At 44.9% G+C, this 19,049-nt stretch carries 12 protein-coding genes; 8 read left to right on the top strand and 4 right to left on the bottom strand.

The window, feature by feature from the left end:
* Positions 1-138: 138 nt before the first annotated feature.
* The 3 genes from FFR00_RS05780 to FFR00_RS05770 all read left to right on the top strand — a co-directional run bounded on the left by FFR00_RS05780 (position 139) and on the right by FFR00_RS05770 (position 3,778).
* Positions 139-1,140, top strand: coding sequence for a LacI family DNA-binding transcriptional regulator (locus tag FFR00_RS05780; RefSeq protein ID WP_137672435.1), 1,002 nt, complete (start codon positions 139-141; stop codon positions 1,138-1,140).
* Between the two features lie 194 nt (positions 1,141-1,334).
* Positions 1,335-2,678 carry a GH1 family beta-glucosidase gene (locus tag FFR00_RS05775; RefSeq protein ID WP_137672434.1) on the top strand — a complete coding sequence of 448 codons (1,344 nt, stop codon included), beginning with the start codon at positions 1,335-1,337 and terminating at the stop codon, positions 2,676-2,678.
* 2 nt (positions 2,679-2,680) lie between these two features.
* Positions 2,681-3,778, top strand: coding sequence for an ABC transporter ATP-binding protein (locus tag FFR00_RS05770; RefSeq protein ID WP_137672433.1), 1,098 nt, complete (start codon positions 2,681-2,683; stop codon positions 3,776-3,778).
* A 64-nt stretch (positions 3,779-3,842) separates the two neighbouring features.
* Here the strand turns inward: FFR00_RS05770 and FFR00_RS05765 are convergent, their stop codons facing one another.
* Both FFR00_RS05765 and FFR00_RS05760 read right to left on the bottom strand, forming a co-directional pair.
* Positions 3,843-6,257 (bottom strand): GH36-type glycosyl hydrolase domain-containing protein, encoded by a 2,415-nt coding sequence (locus FFR00_RS05765; protein WP_137672432.1) that lies wholly within the window; start codon positions 6,255-6,257, stop codon positions 3,843-3,845.
* Between the two features lie 16 nt (positions 6,258-6,273).
* On the bottom strand, positions 6,274-9,501 hold the full coding sequence (locus FFR00_RS05760; protein WP_137672431.1) for a GH116 family glycosyl hydrolase: 3,228 nt from the start codon (positions 9,499-9,501) through the stop codon (positions 6,274-6,276).
* A gap of 881 nt (positions 9,502-10,382) precedes the next feature.
* Here FFR00_RS05760 and FFR00_RS05755 point away from each other — a divergent pair.
* Positions 10,383-11,600 (top strand): carbohydrate porin, encoded by a 1,218-nt coding sequence (locus FFR00_RS05755; protein WP_137672430.1) that lies wholly within the window; start codon positions 10,383-10,385, stop codon positions 11,598-11,600.
* 89 nt (positions 11,601-11,689) lie between these two features.
* Entirely contained in the window at positions 11,690-12,649 is a 960-nt protein-coding gene (locus tag FFR00_RS05750) for a MalM family protein (RefSeq protein WP_137672429.1), read from the top strand.
* A 205-nt stretch (positions 12,650-12,854) separates the two neighbouring features.
* On the opposite strand, the gene FFR00_RS05745 is transcribed toward FFR00_RS05750, so the two are convergent.
* Positions 12,855-14,108 (bottom strand): DUF945 domain-containing protein, encoded by a 1,254-nt coding sequence (locus FFR00_RS05745; protein ID WP_137672428.1) that lies wholly within the window; start codon positions 14,106-14,108, stop codon positions 12,855-12,857.
* 124 nt (positions 14,109-14,232) lie between these two features.
* Here FFR00_RS05745 and FFR00_RS05740 point away from each other — a divergent pair, with 124 nt between their 5' ends.
* The 3 genes from FFR00_RS05740 (at position 14,233) to FFR00_RS05730 (ending at position 16,706) form a co-directional block, all read left to right on the top strand.
* Entirely contained in the window at positions 14,233-14,655 is a 423-nt protein-coding gene (locus tag FFR00_RS05740; protein WP_137672427.1) for a hypothetical protein, read from the top strand.
* 106 nt (positions 14,656-14,761) lie between these two features.
* Positions 14,762-15,673, top strand: a complete 912-nt coding sequence (locus FFR00_RS05735; protein ID WP_137672426.1) for a bifunctional GNAT family N-acetyltransferase/hotdog fold thioesterase — start codon at positions 14,762-14,764, stop codon at positions 15,671-15,673.
* Positions 15,674-15,794: 121 nt separating this feature from the next.
* Positions 15,795-16,706: a LysR substrate-binding domain-containing protein gene (locus FFR00_RS05730; RefSeq protein ID WP_137672425.1), complete on the top strand. Its 912-nt coding sequence runs from the start codon at positions 15,795-15,797 to the stop codon at positions 16,704-16,706.
* Positions 16,707-16,708: 2 nt separating this feature from the next.
* Here FFR00_RS05730 and FFR00_RS05725 read toward each other — a convergent pair whose 3' ends face one another.
* Positions 16,709-18,976, bottom strand: coding sequence for an AsmA-like C-terminal region-containing protein (locus FFR00_RS05725; protein ID WP_137672424.1), 2,268 nt, complete (start codon positions 18,974-18,976; stop codon positions 16,709-16,711).
* Positions 18,977-19,049: the final 73 nt, after the last annotated feature.

Genomic DNA, 19,049 nt, shown 5'->3' with positions numbered 1-19,049 from the left:
CCCCCAAAGGCAATTGACATAAATAACTGCAATCAGTCATATTAAGAGAAAGCGCTTTCACGGGAATAGGTTAACTCTGACTGTGCCCAGAGAAACTATAGTGTCAGCGCTTACTAATACAGCGAGGCTAAAGTAATAATGGCAACGATCAAGGAAGTCTCTGATCTAGCGGGTGTATCGCAAGCAACCGTATCTAGAGTGATGAACGGCAATAACAAGGTATCGGAAATTAACCGAGAGCGTGTTATGGCTGCGATGGATAAATTGGGTTATCAACCTAATTCATTTGCTCAAGCTCTGGCTACCAACCGCTCTTATAGCGTGGGGATTGTAGTGGGTACCTTATCTGGCCCGTTCTATGGTCCCATGATGCACAGTATTGAATCGGTATTGCGAAACGAAGGCCAGCACCTTATCGCTACCAGTGGCCACGATGATTTAGAACAAGAGCGAGATGCGATTCGCTTTTTAAATTCTCGTCGTGTCGACGCTATTTTGCTAGTGGTACAGGCCATGGGTGACGATGAGCTGATCGAAATGTGTCAGCGTAATCCTAATATTTTTGTATTAAACCGCTATGTGCCGGAGTTAGCCAATCGCTGTATTTATTTGAACAATGAATTAGGCGGATATTTGGCGACCAAACATCTTATCGATTTAGGTCATACAAAAATCGCTTCGATCACGGGTCCATTAGTTCACCTTGATGCGCGAGAGCGTTTACAAGGTTACCGTAATGCCCTTAATGAAGCAGGCATAGAATACGACGCACAGTTAGTCGTAGAAGGTTTGTACCAAGAAGATGGCGGCAACAAAGCGGCGGCTAAGTTATTCCAGCGTGATGTTGAGTTCACCGGAGTGGTGTGCGGTAACGATAACATTGCTATTGGCGTATACGACATTTTGTCGCTAGACAATGAATCACCAGCGGAGCGAATTTCGGTGGTGGGCTACGATGACATGTTTTATTCGCGCTATTTGCGACCGAAGATGACCACTATTCGTTTTCCAATTGAAGAAATGGGCACCATCGCAGCAAATATGGTGTTACAGAATTTATCAAATGTAGACCTAGTAAAAGGTGTGCAGTTAGAACCACAACTTATAGTGCGAGAATCGTCGGCACCTCCCGTCGGTTAGCTTACCTACCCAATTTAAGGAGTTGAATATGACCTGTCCCAGTTACTCTTAATCGACTCCTTGCTTGATGTTAGCTATGCGTTTTTGTGAATGTATAGCTAAGGTCGATCAGCAGTAAATCTGCTGGCAGTCTCTTTTTTATCCCATGAATATAATGATATGCGTCAGTAAAGGCGTAGTGTTGAGGTTGTGTTATGTCTTTTGAATTTCCCGAGTCTTCTCCTTTTCGTCGTAGTGACTTTGTATTTGGTGTGGCTACCGCTGCGTTTCAAATTGAAGGCGCAAATAAAGAAGATGAACGTTGTGAGTCTATTTGGGACCGCTTTTGTGCCACTCCCGGAAAAGTGGCTAATGGCGACGACGGCACAGTAGCATGTGATCACTACCATCTTTGGGAACAAGACCTAGAGATGATCGCCGAGTTAGGCGTTGATGCTTATCGTTTATCGATTGCTTGGCCGCGTATTATGCCAGTAGAAGGGCAAGTAAACAGTAAAGGAATTGAGTTTTATAAACGCTTAATTGCCAAGCTTAATGAATTAGGCATTAAGCCATTTGTTACCCTTTATCATTGGGATTTACCTCAGTATCTAGAAGACCGAGGTGGTTGGTTAAGTCGCGAAACAGCCTATAAATTCGCTGAATTTGCCGACATCATGACAAAAGCTTTAGGTGATTCAGTATTTAGTTATGCTACCTTTAACGAACCACTATGTAGTGCCTTTTTAGGTTACCGCTTTGGTCAGCACGCCCCCGGTTTAACAGAGGATAAGCTAGGTTTTCAAGCTGCTCACCATATATTGCTAGCTCACGGTTTAGCATTGCCAAAAATGCGTGAAAACGCCCCTAAAGCAGAGCACGGTATTGTACTTAACTTTACCCCTGCTTACCCAGCAGACCCAACCAATGCGGCTGATGTATTAGCTGCCGATTTTGATGAGCAACAGGGCATTCATTGGTTCTTACAGCCCATTGTTGAAGGGGAATACCCAGCAGCGATTCGCCAGCAGCAACCATTATGGTGGCCGACTATTTTACCTGGCGATCTGGCCTTAATTAACCAACCCATCGACTTCTTAGGCATTAACTACTATACCCGCCACGTGATTAAAGCCACTGAAAATGGCCCGTGCCAAGTGGTGCTGCCAGATGTAGAGCGTACAGATATGGGTTGGGAAGTGTGCCCTGAAGCACTCACCGCTTTATTGGTAAAACTTAATCAGCGCTATACCTTGCCGCCGATCTTCATTACCGAAAACGGCATGGCCGGCGCAGACAGCCTGGAAAATGGCGAAGTGATCGATCAACAACGTTGTGACTACTACCAATCACACCTAGACGCGGTGGCTGTGGCAATGGAGCAGGGCGTGGATATGCGTGGCTATTTTGCTTGGAGTTTAATGGATAACTTTGAGTGGGCCTTCGGTTATGAGAAACGTTTTGGCATTGTTTATGTTGATTACGCAAGCCAGCAACGAGTGCTTAAGCAAAGTGCTAAATACTTCCAACAATTTTTACAACAACGCGCAGGAGCATAATTATGGCGTCACTGTCATTTAAAGATCTACGTAAGAGTTACGGCAAAGTTGAAATTGTAAAAGGTTTCGACTTAGAGATGAGTGATGGTGAATTTGTGGTACTACTCGGAGCCTCTGGGTGTGGTAAATCCACCATTTTGAGGATGGTGGCCGGCTTAGAAACCATTTCTTCGGGTCAAATCTGTATGGATGAAAAATGCCTCAACGACGTTGACCCAAAAGATCGCGATCTTGCCATGGTATTTCAAAGCTATGCGCTTTACCCCCACATGACAGTATACGAAAACATTGCCTTTGCGCTTAAAGTTCAAGGGGTTAAGAAAAAAGAGATTAAAAAGTCAGTGGATTGGGCAGCCGAAATGCTGCAGTTAACTGACTATCTTCATCGTAAACCTAAACAACTTTCTGGTGGGCAACGCCAGCGGGTCGCCATGGGGCGGGCTATGGTGCGCACGCCTAAGCTATTTTTGTTTGATGAGCCTTTATCTAACCTCGACGCTAAGCTTCGCGGCAAAATGCGTGCAGAAATAAAAGACATGCACCATAAATTGGGTGTAACTACCTTATATGTTACGCATGACCAGGTAGAGGCGATGACCTTAGCAGATCGTATCGTGATCATGAATAAAGGGGTTACCGCACAAATTGGTACGCCTTATGAGGTGTTTACTCAGCCTAAAAATCAATTTGTAGCGAGCTTTATCGGTTCGCCGTCTATGAATATGATCCCAGTGACTGCTAAACAGCAAGACGGCGAGTGGCTGTTGGAATTAGCTGGCCAGGTGATTAAAGCCCCGGAGAAATTCGTAGGTAAGCTACAAGAAGGTCAAGCACTAACGCTAGGCATTCGCCCTAACGATATTCATTTACATGAGAAACAGCTAGAAGCTAGCCACGTTATAGCGGCCAAAGCTACCTTCTCTGATAGTGAATTATTAGGTGCGACTATGCACGTGAAAGCAGAAATGGGCGGGCAGAATATTGTGATTGAAGCTCCAGCGGAGCATGGTAAATTGCCTAAGTCTCTAGAGATATTTTTAGATGCCACCTTCGTGCACTTGTTTGATGCAGAGACGCAAAAGTCTTTAGCTCAGCCATAGTAAGTCGTTATTTTAAATACAAAAAAGCCAGCATAGCGCTGGCTTTTTTATTGCTGTACTCGGTTTAGCCTAGTACCACTTCTACGTGATGCTCGCCTTCACTAAAGACAGGTAGCACTTTTCCATCTATTGCGTCGCCATTTACGGTAACACTTACCACACCCGAGCTCACGCCGTTAGGGTTGCTAACCTCAATGTTGTATTGCGCGCCACGGTAACGGCGTTTCACGCTAAAGCCAGGCCATGCCGTTGGAATACAAGGGTCTACTTCTAGCCCCGTTAGCGTGGGTTTAATACCCAAGATGTATTGGGTACCAGCTACATAAGTCCAGGCAGAGGTGCCCGACAACCAGGCGTTGCGACCCATACCAAATTGTTTGTGTTCCGCGCCTAGAATATTTTGCGGATAACAATAAGGTTCGGATTGGAATACATCCAAGTTATCGTTGTGGAAAGCAGGGTTAATTTGGTTGTAGTACTCAAAGGCACGGTCGCCGTTACCGGCTATGGTTTCGGCCATCATTACCCAAGGGTTTGAGTGTAAGAAGATCCCCCCGTTTTCTTTAGCACCCGGTGGGTAAGTACTTACGCCACCCAGTTGTGGGTCAAAACCATTATAACCAGGGCCAGACAACATAATGCCGTACTTGGTATTTAGCTTGTGATTAACAGCTTCAAGGCCAGCTAGCATGCGGTCGCCTTCAGCAAAGCCAGAGATTACCGGCCACGACTGTCCGTTGGTGTATAAACTACCATGTTGGTTTTTATGCGAACCAATCGGTTGGCCTTCGTTAGTAAAGTAACGTACCCACCATTCGCCGTCCCAAGCATGCTGATTAACGCGTTGTTTCATTTCTTGATAGTAGCCATTGAGCAAATCGTAGCTGCTCTGGTCATCCAAGGTTTTAGCAATGTCTAACAGCTCTTTTAGCGCTTTACCAAATAAGTTAGCAACAAACAGAGACTCAGCGCCTGTTGGTAAGTTAACGGTATCGTTCCAATCGGCAAAACCGAGTAGCGGTAGGCCATGTTCACCTACATTATTCCACGTAAAATCAACGGCTTTAAGCAAGTGTTGATAAACGCTGGCTTGCGGGCGATCTTCAGGTTCTAGGGTTTTGCTGTAATAAGAAATAGGCTTGTTTAAGAAATCCAGATCGCCAGTTTCTTTTAAGTACTGGGCAACCGTAAGTACGATCCATAAATGGTCGTCGCCGTAGTAGTTAGGGCATTCTGGCTCTTCGCGTGAGTCACCTTCGTTGGCTTCCATAGTGAGCGGGAAGTACTGGTGCATGGCCGAGCCATTGGCGAGTTGAACCGATAATAAACGCTCGGCAAATTCGCGTGCTTCTTGCGGCATGTGCGACATCACACCAATTAAATCTTGTGATGAGTCCCTAAAGCCAATACCGCGAGCGCCGTAGCCCAACTGGTATAAAGACAGGTAACGAGACCAGTTTTTAGTGGTGTGGCATTGGCGAGGATTATGTACGTTGAGCATTGAGTTCATGGCTGTATCTGGGGTGTCTACCTGCATCACTTGTAGGTAGTCTTCCCAAAATCCAGATAGCTCAACAAAGGCTTGGTCTACAGCGCTTTCTTGGCGATATAAATCGATGCTTGGTTTGGCGTCAGCCAAACTGCTTACTTGGCCTAACTGAGTAATGACCCGCTCAGTGTTTCCCGGCGCAAGTTCGCCCAAGTTCACCAATAGCGCGCCTACGTTATCACCGCGATCACATTCAGAGTTGCCTAAGCTAGGCTCCATTAGTGATAAGGGTTTTGACCAAGAGCCAAATTCGTTATCACCTAAAAATGCACGGCGGTCACCTTCCCAAGAATCAACCGGTCGGTTACAGCTTAAGTAGTTCACTGCGCTATCACGCTTCATGAAAGCATATTGCTCTAAAACTACGTGGCCAGTGCTTTCTGGGTGCGCTTTTAGCGCCATGGTTTGCGGTACCCAATCGGCATTTACTAGCTGTTTTAAAGCATCAAAGTGGGTGAACTCGTAAACCGGTACTACATCTACAGCTTGGGTTTGCTCACTAATGTTAGTGACCTGAATATCTTGAATTAAGGTGCTAGAACCTTGAGGAACAAAAATCTTAAGGTCGATACGCAAACCTTGAGCTTCAACTACCCAGCGGGTGTAAGACAAACCAATGCGACATTCAAACTTATCTAAGGCTTCTAACGTTGGCGTAAAGAACGGAGAAAACAGTTGGTAACCTTGCGCAGTTTTGCGGCGAATATACACCGTTGAGCCTTTAAACTCAGACTGTGGCAACTGTGCAATGTATTTAGTAATACGGTTTAAGGCGGGATCTTGTTTACACACAACGGTGCCGCCAGTGGTATCTACTAAACCGCCAAAGTCGAGAGTTCCCACGTAGTTCGCCCATTTTATCGGCGTTTTCGGCGTAGTTAGTACGTATTCCTTGTTTTGGTCATCGAAATAACCGTATTGCTTGCTCATATTTACCTCAGAATTGTTAAGCTGAATGCTGTTCGGCGTTGGTCAAAGGCTTAACCAAAGCTAAAGAAAAGATCATGCCGGGGCGGAAGTAGCGACCTGCGGTGTACTTAAGTCCGGTATGGTGTAAGGCGTAGAACAGCGTTTGGCTGTTTAACTGAAATTTTTGGCATAGGGCGGCACTGCGCAGTTTGAACTCATTAAACTGACGTGGAATATCTGCAGCAATACGCCCATCTGAATAGAGTAAACCTAAGTCTATTAGCGCCTGATGAAGCTGCTCGGTTTCGCCGTCTTTCAAGTGGGAGAACTGCTTACTGTTAAAGCGGCAGCTAGCATTAAACCCTTCTGGAGCGGCAAACGGAATGCGTGCATCTTGATATAGATTGCGATAAGTGGCGTTGAGTAAATCAGCGGCCTGCTGCTGCATATCCAAGGCTGCCATCGCCGTGACTAAGGAGTATTGCACGCCAATCCACACGTCGTGAGCTTGGAAATTATCCCACTCTTTAGGCTCACCTAAGCGTGTGACTAAGTTGGCTGCGCCTACTCGTGCGCTATTTATTTGGTAGTTGTGGCGATAAACATAGGCCAAACTGCGGCGTTGTTGTTGCTCACTAGCAATGGCGGGTAACTGCAGCATGCGACAGTAACTGTCGGCTAACAATTGGTCGGCAAAGCTATCATCGCTATCTAGTTGTAACTTGGCGTGCCAAGAGCTTTGCCAAAAGTCGCCTAGCGCGAGGAGTGCTAGTTTTCGTATTTGGCGAAGCGTTTTGGGGTTACCTTGAGTAGTAGGCCAGCTAAGTGGCGCGCAGTGCTCGGCCCATAACTGCTGCACATTATCGGCTAAATCGCCTAACTCTGGCAGGCTTGGCTCGTTTAACCATTGGTTAAGCCGTTCCACTAATTCCACTGAACAGGGTTTGCTCTGTAGTTTAAGTTGCCCAGCAAAAGGAGACTGCTTTAAGGCATCACTTAAGGCCTCGAGCTGTTGTTCTTTAATATCGCGTATTTGCAGCGGTGTCACATAGAAGTGAAAGTAGCCTGCCTGCTCGTCCCATAAGCTACTGTGAAACTGCTTACGTGCGCATGACGCTAAGTAGCGGTACTCCTGCGGGATCCCGGTTCTGTTTAGTAGTTCTGCAATGGTGGCGTAGGCTTCTAAGCTGGCGATCCACAGTGACCCGCAATATACCGAAATACCGTGTGAAGACAGGTTATCAAAGGTATCGTCGGTGCCGCGAGTCAGTGGGAAGCACTGGCCTGGTTCTACCATGGCTTGCAAGTAATGCATGGCCGCTTGGCACGCTTCCCAGCAATCGCTTAATAGGATTTTGTCATCATGAAAACGATAATGACGTAGCAACATTAAGATGTATTTAGGCGCTAAATCCTTCCACTCCTTAACATTATGCCAGTCGTAAGCATCTGGTTTAGCGTCAAAAGGGCTGCCTAAATCGTGAATCACTGCTCCTCGCACCGCTCGTGGACCTTCGGTTTTATCGTTCGGTAAATCGGCGTGAGGTAAGCCTACGTATTCATGGTGGCGACGAATATGCGAGTTCTCTGCTAACACGGCTTGCGAGAAGTGACGCATTACCGCGCCATCTAAGCGCGGAAAACACTGTAGTAATGAAAACGAGCCATAAAAATACACATCCAAGGAATTGAAGAATGGGTAATCGGCACATTCTCTTACTAAAAATTTATCATCGGCATCCCAAACGGTAGCTTCAGCTAGAAACGATAGGGTGTTTAGAGCCAGAGTCCGTGTTTCGGTTTGTCCCTGCGGCCCAAGCGGTAAGCTAGCTAGGCTATCGTCAGGCATTAATTGTTCGCTGACATTAGCTAATGATGCCGTTAACTGAGGTTCTATCTCTATAGCATGCTGGCAAATAGCTAATGCTCTGCCTTCGCTTTGTGGAAATTGTTGGGTGTACTTTTTAAGGCTAGTTAGACCCGGTAAACGAATATGGGGGAAATCTAGCACTAGTGAGAAACATACTTCGACTTGCTCGCCAGGGGCAAGCTCGCCGCTAATGCAAAGCGCTGCTGAACTGAGTTCGCGGCCGCTGTAAATACCGCGGTCAAATGATTCTCCTAAGCGTCCGCTGGCTAAGCCTCCGGCCACTACATTGGCGGTATTATCTGTGTAAAAATACGGCTTAGCGCTTACCCAACAACCAGTTGGCGCGGAAACGGATAAACAACTTTGGCCGTCAAAGTCTATGCCTGGATTAGCGTTACCGCTCATTTCTACGGCGCAGTGTTCAGCGTCATTTTGCCAGCGATGCAGTTGGCTTGTTTGGCCGTTAGCCGCACGAACCAATTTACAGGCAGAGTCTTGAACGCCCGGGCGCTGTTTAATCGCTTGAAAGCCGCTTAAGTTTTCTATACAGCGAATTAAGCTAAATGCTTGTCTAGTTTGGCTTTGGTTACGCAATACGATACGAGTGTAACTCACCGGTAAGGCTGCCCAATCCTCGTGATTAGGAACCACCGGGCTATAGTGAAACTTTGTTACTTGGATCGCTTGCTGGTCAACGAATTGTTGCTTGGCGACTGGATACAGCGCTTGATAATTGACTTGCTTGCTCGGGCAAGTGGCTATGCCGTGGTAGGCATTTGCTTCCCAATCGCCATAGAGTGCTTGTTGGTGGGCTGCTTTAAGGCCAAGTGCGCCGTCATAGAAATCGAGTAACCAACTAATGTTAAGCGCTGCGCCAGTCACTTGGTTGCTTAACAGTTGCTGAGTTTTGTCTGATAACTCTACATTCCAACGCTGTAAATTAGCTTGGTTCCATTGGTAGAGGTCTGGCTCTTGAATAAGGTTTTGCAGGTGCGCAAGCTGTTGCTCTGTATCATCATCAGCTTTAAACAGTGGCTGTTGTAGGTGATTACTTAAGGCGAAAAACTTCTGCTTTTGCTGAAAGTTGCTGTGATTCACTATCACCAGTTGCTGCTCATTTGCATCGCGTTGGCTCAAGAAAAACTCTTCTAATCGCAAACCATCACGCTGGCTGTCGGCTAGATGCAAACCCGGTAACATATGAAACAGTGGCGTTGTTCCCGCTGGTGTTAGGGTGTACGCACTACCAATACCACCTACCGCGATCCCCGTGTCTGCTGGGGTTGTACTTAATGGAACATACCAGGGTTGTACAAACTCGTCGGCCAATCCTGGACTCATCAAGTCACTGACCTGACCAAAATAACTGGATTGAGCGGTGTAACGATGCAACATTGGGATGACCTCAACTAAATACTATTGATGTGTAAGCGCTTTCACATGGCATGTTAACAGGTAGCCTTAGCTTGTTTAGTGCATCAATTCGAAAAAGTGATCGGCCTCAATAAAAGATTTCGTAATAGGAAAGCTATGAAAGAAGCCAAGGCAATTTAGTCAATAAGTGTAGTTTGGTTGTTCTATAGAAAGGCTCAAGGCCTTTATTGATAGGCTATCTGGAGGCTAGGTACAATCAGTTGATGTATGAAAGAATTCCATTGCCGTATTGCGAGGCCTGTGAGAATGCTAAAAAACATTAGCTGGTTATTTTATTGCATCGCGTGTTGACTTGTTCGATGAGAAAATAAGGCTTGGGGCTAAATTAAAGGTACCGCCGCTAACATTTGCTTCAGTATTTTCATGAATTTTAATGCTTTATTTGTTTTTCCTTATCAACTCAAAGCTTCATTTTAACTAATTAATAATAGGTATTGAGACTTATTGATGCACTAATAAGTGTAAAAAACATCAGATGAAAACAATTATTTGATTCATCTCACATAGTTTAGTTTTTGTAACAAAAGTGAATATGCGAAAAAACATCATTTGTTTCATAAGTATACAGCACCTTATTTCTCTAGATGAATAACTCATAAATAACAATGGTTTATCCGTGAAACTGCTTTCATGTTGCATGGGGTTATTTCACTATATTTCATGAAACTATAGGTTCTAATTTTGTTTAAATTGTGATCCTTGTTTTTTGCAAGCGCTTTCATTAGTGATGTTGGTCACTTATTTATCTAATTTTGAGTCTTATACTTCTTAACCATGGCTAGTTCGCCATATATAAAAAATGCTTCCAATAAAATTTCAAGATTCACACGGAGTTGAACAAAATGAAAGTGAAAGCGCTTACAATTGCAATTGCAGTCGCGTCAGCGGCAACCTCTCTTAGCTCGTTCGCGGGTACCCCTAATTTTTCTGGTTACGGCCGCTATGCTTTAGAAGCATCGGGCGACGAAATTGTTCAGCTAAAAGGCGAACACGGTGAAATTAATGGTGCAGGTCGTCTTGGTAACGAAGACAACTGGATGGAGTTTATGCTTTCTCAAGGTTTTGAGAATGGCGATGCTAAATTTGACATGAACGTTATGCTTAACACTCCTGGTTACTCGCCTACTTGGGGCGATACCATCGGTTTAGCTCAGTTCTACGGTGGTGGTAAAGGTATTTTTGCTTCACAACCAGATGCTTATGTTTGGGCTGGTAAACGTTTCTACGGTCGTGAACAAGGTGGCTTGAGCGATTACTTCATGCTTAGTGCCGATGGTTCTGGTGCCGGTGTTGATAACTTAAACCTTGGTTTTGCTCAACTTGATTTAGGTTGGACACAAGGTGGTGGTGGTACAACTCCTGAAAATAAAAAGGGTTCAGTTAACTCTTTAGCCTTTAATTTGCATGATATTAAAGTGAGTGAGCAAGGTGCTCTTAAATTCCGTGGTAACTACGCGTTTACTACTGGGGATATAGATGATGCAGCTAACCCTGACCGCATTGAAAACAATGATGCATGGCAGGTATTTGCTTCTTACCGTCAAGGTTTAAGCAATGGTTGGTTCCAAGTTGCTGCTCGTTACGAAACTGACGCTGCCGCATTGATTTCTGCTAACTCAGCGGGCCAAAACTGGTCAAACTATGAAGATAAAAAAGCCGCTTCTTACGGTGCTTTCTTAGACGGTGCAGTTAACTTTGGCGAAATGACAGCCATGGAATACAACGCTAACTACTTGTTAGTCGATTGTAAGCAAACTGGTTGCTCATTCGACGAAAAAGTTGAATACGCCGTTGCTGTTCGTCCTCAGCATCACTGGACTGAGTACATGGCTACTGCTCTAGAAGCGGGTGTTCACTTTACCGAGCGCACAGATGTTGGCGGCTCTGCAAACAAAAGTGACGCATGGAAAATCACCTTGTCGCAAAACTTCCAAGTGGGTCACTTCATGTGGTCACGCCCAGTTGTTCGCTTCTACGCTGTAACAGGTGAAGTGAAAACTGATGGAAAAGAGACGGTTGACGTAACAAAAGTGGGTGCCATGGTTGAAGCTTGGTGGTAAACCCAGCTAAGCTGAGTACTGTTTAAATAGGTACTCAAACCAAGGAGTGGGCGCTAAGGTGTTAGCGCCCGCATTTAAGAGGTGGAAATTTGAAAAAAGTATTAACGGTAGTAGTTGCTTGTGTTTTAGCTAGCGCGTGTTCAAGTTCTAGCAATGACAAGCCTTTAGAAGTCACTGACCCGTTTAGAACTTGGGGGGCTCAATTTGCCGATGAGGCAAAAATAGCAGCCAACTTACAATCTTCAAGTGTTTCTCCAAAGCTACCCTCACAGCTGCAATATCAGTTATTGTCTTTAGACAGAACTAATCGTATCGATGTCACTGAAAAGTCACCAGTAGTTCAATTTCCTGAAGGTAACTCTTATACCGCAGCCTTACTGATCCCTGATGATATCTCTCAATTTACCTTTCATTTAGATAGTCTTGTAGCGCGTACCGTATTTGTACCTACCGCGATTTTTTATGATCAAGGTTTGAATGAGGTGCTTCGAATTGAAAGTACTACATTAGACCCGGAAGGCTTTTTATCTATGCAGCAGGCCATCACACCTGAGCAAGCCAAACAAGCACGTTACTTATTGGTTTACAGTAAAGCCAATGAATATGGCGGTAAAACCGAACTGATTGATCCTAAAGTTGTTTACGAAGAAAAAACCGGTGGTGGTTTACCTTCGGCCTTTAAATATTATTCAAAACATTCTCCGATAGGTAACCTAGATATTCGTTTTAGCGAAGTGTTATTCAGTTCGTCGTTTGTTACTTCGGCTGAACCCAATCAAAATTTAACGCCCGTTGAAGCTGCTCCAGTTAAAGCAGATGCAGCGGCCGCTACTGCAGTAGCCACTACCACCACGGTAGCTGCTACTAAAGCGCCAAGCGCAGATATGCTAAGTGATACAGAGACTTTTTATCTAGATCAAATTAGTAAAGCAGTAGCACAGGATGACCTTACTAGGGCCTTAAACCTAGTCGAGGAGGCAGAGCGAGCTGGTTCGACAAAAGCGCAGTCTCATTTTATGCAGCAATTGAAGAAACAGCAGCAACAGTAGTGTAATACCAGTGTGTTTTTTTCTAATCCCTGTTTATGCGGCGTTTATCGCCGCATTTTTTTGTCTCAAGTTTGAGGTCTAATGTGCGGATTACTTAAGCGCACATTGCCAGATTTAGACTGCTTGAACCATTCAATAAGATTTTATCGTGTGATTGTCAGCAAGCTGACTTCAGCGGCGTTGAGAGGAGAGAGTGTTTTCACACTTAATTAACTGGCATGCTGTTCATGGTGAATTCGTTGTCGTTGAAGATCAGTTCGCTGCGATCTCGGCCTTCTTCATGTAGCAAGTACCCGGCATTGCGTAGAGCAAGAATATACGCAGATAAAGGGCTTTGATTAAACAGCTGGTCGCCAACATCTATGACCAAATTTAAATCTATGTAGCGCAATAGCTGTATCGGGCGGCTTACTTGGTCGAGTTCGAAAGGTAGCAGTTTCGCTTTGCCTGCTAGGTTAATATCGCCCTGTAAGGGTAAGCTGTTATAACTCGAGTCGACCTCAAACATTAAGGTATCTAACTGCCATTCAATACCATTTGATACTGCTTGCTGCACCAATACATCTCGCTCATCAGAACTTAGCGAGGTGTATTTTGACTGGGCCAGCTGAATTAAGCTTTGCATCGGTACACCGCCTAAACTAGAGCGCAGTATTAATTGGTCTAGCTGAAATACTTCAGCCCCTTCTCTTAAAATGAAACTATTTAACTCAGTATTTAGACTTAAATACGCATTCTGTTTAATTTCACTAAAGCTGTTGTTTACTGAAAGGTTCTGCAACTTCAGTAGGGTTTCACCTTGGCCTAATTGAAGGCGTAACTGTTCGACAGACCAACTGGCATTTTCTACTAATGTCCATTGCTGACGCTGGCTAAAGGTTTCGCTGGCTTCCACTTTACCTAAGTGAATGTGGTCACCATTTTGTTGGCTATCAAGCAATTCCATTCCTTGCCAGCTAAGCGTTGCCTCACCTTGCTGAAAGGACAAATCGCTAACCGTAGAAATGCTCATGGGCTTAAAGCTAAGTGCTAACTCCGTGTAGTTATGTTCAAAAGAATCTACCCGCAATTGCTGCTGTAACTTCTGGCTGAGCAAGTTAGCTTGCCAGGTTCCTAAATGTGGAACTGCTGTAAGGTTTAAGTCACTTAACCACTGCTGATAACTTGCTTGCTCGGGGTCAACTTGCCACTTTCCTTCAAGCCATAACGGCCAGATGCTAACTTGCTGAATGACGTGAAGCTCAATTGGCTGGGGATCTAAACCCAGCTGGCTTAGGTTGCCTGTAAGTTGCCATTGTTCTTGTTGCTGAAACCAGTTGCTGCTCAATACAGTTTGGTTTAATTGCCACTCATTCTGCTGGTTGAAGTCCGCCACGATTTGCTTCACCTGCTGGCGGTATTGCGAATGGCTTAGGTACTGAGCACCACAAGTTATGGCAACGAGTGTGGTTAGCGCCATTATGCTTTTCTTTAACACTGAGCAAATTCCTAAGGACTAGATTGGCCGATTTATCATTGTATATTGTTCCGCTGGGCAATAGTAAACTGATGGCCATTTTAGACTGAGCTAATGGGTTTTTACTATGACGCAGTTTTTGGCTGTAGTTGCCGACTTATACACACCATTGTTGGTGCTTGTATTAGTGCTTATCGCTTTTCGATACCTAAAGCAGGAGCAACAGCAAAAGCTTCAAAATGGTATTTTGTTATTACTGGTAGGCTTAGCAAGCACTTACGGGTTGATGCTAATAGATCTCCATTATTCATGGTGGCCACGCTGGGGTTTGGACTATAGCACTCATACTGCGCTAGCTTTTTGTCTTCAAGTGTTACTTCATCTGGCTAGGCCTCGTTGGCGCTTGGTGTCTTGGTCCATTTATTTCGCTTATTTGGCGCTGATGTGGTGGCTGAACTACCACAGTGTGATGGACATGCTAACTACCATGTTAAGTGTTGGTTTATTGTTGCGATTAGGTGCAATATGTAAAGTTAGCACTCCAGGTTAATGATAATACTTGGTATGGGGTGATGAATTTTTAATGATGATAAGTGTCATAATAAGACACAGCGCTGCAGCCGTGGGTTTGGCTGATAAGCAATAAGGGAATAGCTATGTTTAAGGTGATTTGCCCAGATGCGTCTGGTGAAATGGATAAGTATTATCAATTTCGTTGGGAAGTATTGAACAAACCTTTGCAGCTACCACTCGGTAGTGAGCGAGATGCTTATGATGATCACAGTATTCATCGCATGATTCGTGATAACAGAGGTGACCCTTTAGCGGTTGGTCGCTTGTTTTTAAGTGATAATAAAGAAGCACTTATTCGTCATGTAGCTGTTTGCCCTGAGCAACGTAAACACGGTTTAGGAACGTTGTTGATGTTGGCGTTAGAAGAGGCGGCCCATGATGAAGGCGTAGAGCGTATTGTAGTCAATGCCCGTGGTGACGCTCAGGCTTTTTTTACTAGCTGTGGCTTTGAACCTGCTGGCGACCCTACCTTTGATAAAGTAAAAGTAAAAGTGCAACAAATGGTGAAGGAGCTGTCTCCAGAACACCGTTTTGTTCGTCAACCTAAGTTATGTACTGCCTTACAGTTAATGTTTAACCAACAAATTCCCTTAAGTGAAAAAATGGGCGTTCGGCTACATCAATATACCGGCAACGAACTAACTACCAAATTACCTATTGCCGGAAACGGTAATCCGCATTCCACTATGTTTGCCGGCAGCATATATAGCCAGGCGGTATTGTCGGGTTGGGGAATGATTTGGTTGATGCTGCAAGAACATGGCTTTGCTGGAGATATTGTATTGGCTAAGGGTGAGATAAAACACCGTAAAGCGATTGACCAAGACGCTATTGCCAAGGTCAAGAAAAGCCAAATGAAAGGCAGCTTGTTACCCTTGTTAGAGGGGAAAAAATGCAAAATGACAGTCACTGTGCAAGTTTGCCATAACAATAAAACCGCCGCTGAATTTAAAGGTTTTTATGTTATTTTGCCGAAAGCTCACCTTGATTCTTAAGTTCGTTCCTTCCTACAAAAGGCTCTAGCTAACCCTTTCTTATCAGGCCGTTTCCTTTTAGTGCTAACGAGGTATATTAGAGTATTGAATATACCTCGTTTAGTTCATCAGGAAAGTTTATATGCAGCATCTGTATCGCTTTAGTCTTAAACAGCTGTCGGTGTTTGTATGCATTGCCGAAACCCACAGTGTTAGTGCCGCTGCACTGCAACTATCCATGACTCAGTCTGCTGCTAGTATGGCTTTAAATCAACTGGAAACCGGTTTGGGACAACGTTTGTTTGAGCGCCAAGGAAAACGACTACGACTCAATCATTGGGGCCACTGGTTGCGTCCACGAGCCAAGCGAGTGTTAATGGAAAGTCAGCACATTATGCAGGGGTTTGCTGGGCAGCAAGTGATAAGCGGAGAGCTTACTGTTGGCGCTAGCCAAACTATCGCGGAATACTTTTTGGCGCAGATCATCGCTAAGCTAGATAAAGACTATCCTGACTTGGTGATTCACCCACAGATCAGTAATACCGAAGTAGTGTTAGCAGGTTTGCTCGACTATCGTTTGCAACTTGGCATTATAGAAGGGCATTGCAGCGACAGCCGAATTGCTCAGCAAGTTTGGTGTGAAGACCAGTTAGTAGTAGTGGCGGGTAAGCAGCACCCTCTAGCGTCTCATGAAGAAGTGAACTTAGCCAAACTTAGTCGAGCAAGGTGGGTATTACGTGAGGCGGGCTCTGGAACGCGAGATATTTTTAACGGGGCGATTCATGGCAAAATTACCAAGATAAAAGTGTGGCGAGAATATAGCCATGTGCCGAGTTTAGTTGCGCTGGTGGCTAATGGCGCGTATTTAAGTTGTTTACCACTACGTAGCGTAGAACAGGCGATTCAAGCGGGTGAGTTAATAGCCTTAAATACACCTAGCTTAGATATGCGTAGAACCTTCAATTTTGTGTGGCGTAAAGACAGTAGCCAGAACCCTTTGCGAGATTGTTTTATTGAACAAGCGCAGCATCAGCCTTTAGCCATACAACTCTAGACTTATTCGCTTACTTGCCCTGCTAGAGGATAACGACACTGAGGAATGCTAGGTGCTCTAACAAAATCTTGTTGGTCTACCGAGTAGCGACGAGGTGAAAGATAGTGATCGAAGCTCACTGCGGGTTGGCTCCATTGACCAGTGATGGAGTGCACTAAACGCCAGCAAGGCTGATCGGCCACGACCAGTTTTAAGTCGTTAAAACGTTGTTTAGCTAAGTCTACTTCACCAGCTAAGGTGAGCTGGTAACGCAAGCCCGGTAGAGGCTGGGGAGCAATGCGCAGTTTTCCCTGCTCAAGTTCAGCACTTAAGGCTAGATTAGTAAATTGGGTAATCCCTTGTGGCAAGCTACGTGGATTTTGCCAAAAAACAGGCCATCCTGACGAAATGAGTGGGTTGGGGTCTTCAAAGTATTGACGCGGGCTTTCGATAATTTGATCTAAAGTCACTTCTAAATCGGCACCTGGCAGTTGTAATAACTGGCTATGAAAGTCGATTGAACCGTCGATATTAGCGCCAAAGTCGCTCAGTTTCCCACGTAACTTTCCGGCCAGTTCTAAATCCCCCACTAAACTAAAATCGCGGTTGTTTGCCAAGCGGGCTAGTGGGCTTACGTCGAGTAACAAGCCTGATAACTCGGCTTGCCATGGTTTATTTTCTTGGTCTAATAACGCTTGCCCTTGCAGCTCAAATTGGCCTAAAGGTAGTTCACCATAGAGATTGAAGTAACCTATCTGTTGATCTGACCCTAAATCCATACTCACATGGCTTAGTACCATGCCGCGGTAAGCTAGCTCTGGCGCTTCTACAAATACTTGGCTTCGAGCCTGCCAAATATCATCTACCGATTGCCATTTACCGTCTCTTATTAACTCTAATTGACGCAACTCTACGTTAAGGCCGGTGGCAGAAAAGGGGAATTGGTCGGCGTAAGAAAGTAGTTTAACTTGCTGTAGCTCCAACTGTTCAATATTGAATTGTTGGAGTGGAGCACCGAGCTCAGTGCTGGGCTGCACCGAATCTTCGCCAGAATCTGTTGGGGCTTGTGGTAACCAATTGGGCTGTATAGGTATTTCGTTATTGGCTAATACCAGTTGATGCAGGGTTAAGGCTTGTTGCTCCCATACATAGCTTAGCGATAAGCTGAGTTGGCCTTTAAACAACTGACTCCGCAAGGCAGCTAAGGAAAATTGCCCTTGTGCCACGCGTCCACTCGCAGTGAGGTCGTTAAACTGAATATGATCTATGCCAAATTCGTCGGCAATAAATGCGTAATCGGCTTCAAAGGCTTGTTGATCAAATGGCCAGGGACTTTGAAAGTTTTCGACTTCTGCGGTGAATTTATTGAGTACTAAGTTGTGGCCATTGACTTGCGATACCAAACTAATTTGGTTCAGCAATAAGTTATCTACTTGAATGCTATCAAGCCAGTCTAACTCAGGCAGAATGAGTGGCTCTTGCGGCTCTGAATTAGCATCTGTTGTGCCAAACTGCTGATTTGCAAAATGCTCTAAACGCAGGCTATTTAAGGCCACTTCGCGAATGCGTAATTGTTTATTACTCAGCTCTGCAGAAGCATATACCGAGCCTTGTAAAAGGTCGGCACCGATATGGTCAATCACCAACTGTTCTTGAGCATAGGCCAAGCTTAGCTGTGGCATGGCGATTTCTTGCCAAGGCGTGACCAACAATTGCGCCGAGCTATGTAAGGTAAATTGCCATTGTTTAGGGCTGGGGTTGTTTAAGTCAATTTGCCAATCTTCAATGGCCAGTTCAAAGCGTTCTAAACGATAGGGTTGCTCAGCGTCTTGCCATATAAAATCACTATCTTTAACAATAACCTGTTGTAGTTCTACGCTGTCAAGCCAAGCTAGAACAGGGTTGTTTGATTGTTGCTCTGTGGCTATTGGTTCGGCTGGGGCGTCGAATAACTGCTGAGTTAGAGCAATCTGTGCCTGATCAATCGATAAGCTATCAAGGCTAATGTTGCCCTGTAACAAAGGCATTAAGGCAAAATTAAGCGTTGCTTGTTTAGCTAAAATAGCGGCTTGCCCAGACTTCGCCAGTTCAAGATCAAATGCTTGCAGACTTAAAGGTTGCTTCAAGGACCATTGGGTATTTTTATAGTTGAGCTGCCAATCGCTTTGTTGATTAAACCAATGCAAAAAATCACTTTTGTAGCGATCTGGGTGAAAAGAAAACAAGAAAAAGACCGAAGTTGCCAGTAGCAGTAATAATAAGATGGCAAGTAGGTCAAAAAAGCGTTTCATGTTGGCGCAAACTCCATGCGACTAATTTAAGGCAATAGTAATACAGATAGACATAGCAACAATACTTGAGTAT

The organism is Agarivorans sp. Toyoura001 (assembly GCF_005405585.1).
In the GTDB taxonomy this organism is placed as follows: Bacteria; Pseudomonadota; Gammaproteobacteria; order Enterobacterales; family Celerinatantimonadaceae; genus Agarivorans.
Note: the sequence above shows the minus strand (reverse complement) of the source record. Positions and strands in the feature narration are given on the sequence as shown.

Bases quoted from the DNA above. Each gene is read 5' to 3' on its own strand.
- FFR00_RS05780 (WP_137672435.1), top strand. From the start codon at position 139: ATGGCAACGATCAAGGAAGTCTCTGATCTAGCGGGTGTATCGCAAGCA.
- FFR00_RS05775 (WP_137672434.1), top strand. From the start codon at position 1,335: ATGTCTTTTGAATTTCCCGAGTCTTCTCCTTTTCGTCGTAGTGACTTT.
- FFR00_RS05770 (WP_137672433.1), top strand. From the start codon at position 2,681: ATGGCGTCACTGTCATTTAAAGATCTACGTAAGAGTTACGGCAAAGTT.
- FFR00_RS05765 (WP_137672432.1), bottom strand. From the start codon at position 6,257: ATGAGCAAGCAATACGGTTATTTCGATGACCAAAACAAGGAATACGTA.
- FFR00_RS05760 (WP_137672431.1), bottom strand. From the start codon at position 9,501: ATGTTGCATCGTTACACCGCTCAATCCAGTTATTTTGGTCAGGTCAGT.
- FFR00_RS05755 (WP_137672430.1), top strand. From the start codon at position 10,383: ATGAAAGTGAAAGCGCTTACAATTGCAATTGCAGTCGCGTCAGCGGCA.
- FFR00_RS05745 (WP_137672428.1), bottom strand. From the start codon at position 14,108: ATGGCGCTAACCACACTCGTTGCCATAACTTGTGGTGCTCAGTACCTA.
- FFR00_RS05740 (WP_137672427.1), top strand. From the start codon at position 14,233: ATGACGCAGTTTTTGGCTGTAGTTGCCGACTTATACACACCATTGTTG.
- FFR00_RS05735 (WP_137672426.1), top strand. From the start codon at position 14,762: ATGTTTAAGGTGATTTGCCCAGATGCGTCTGGTGAAATGGATAAGTAT.
- FFR00_RS05730 (WP_137672425.1), top strand. From the start codon at position 15,795: ATGCAGCATCTGTATCGCTTTAGTCTTAAACAGCTGTCGGTGTTTGTA.
- FFR00_RS05725 (WP_137672424.1), bottom strand. From the start codon at position 18,976: ATGAAACGCTTTTTTGACCTACTTGCCATCTTATTATTACTGCTACTG.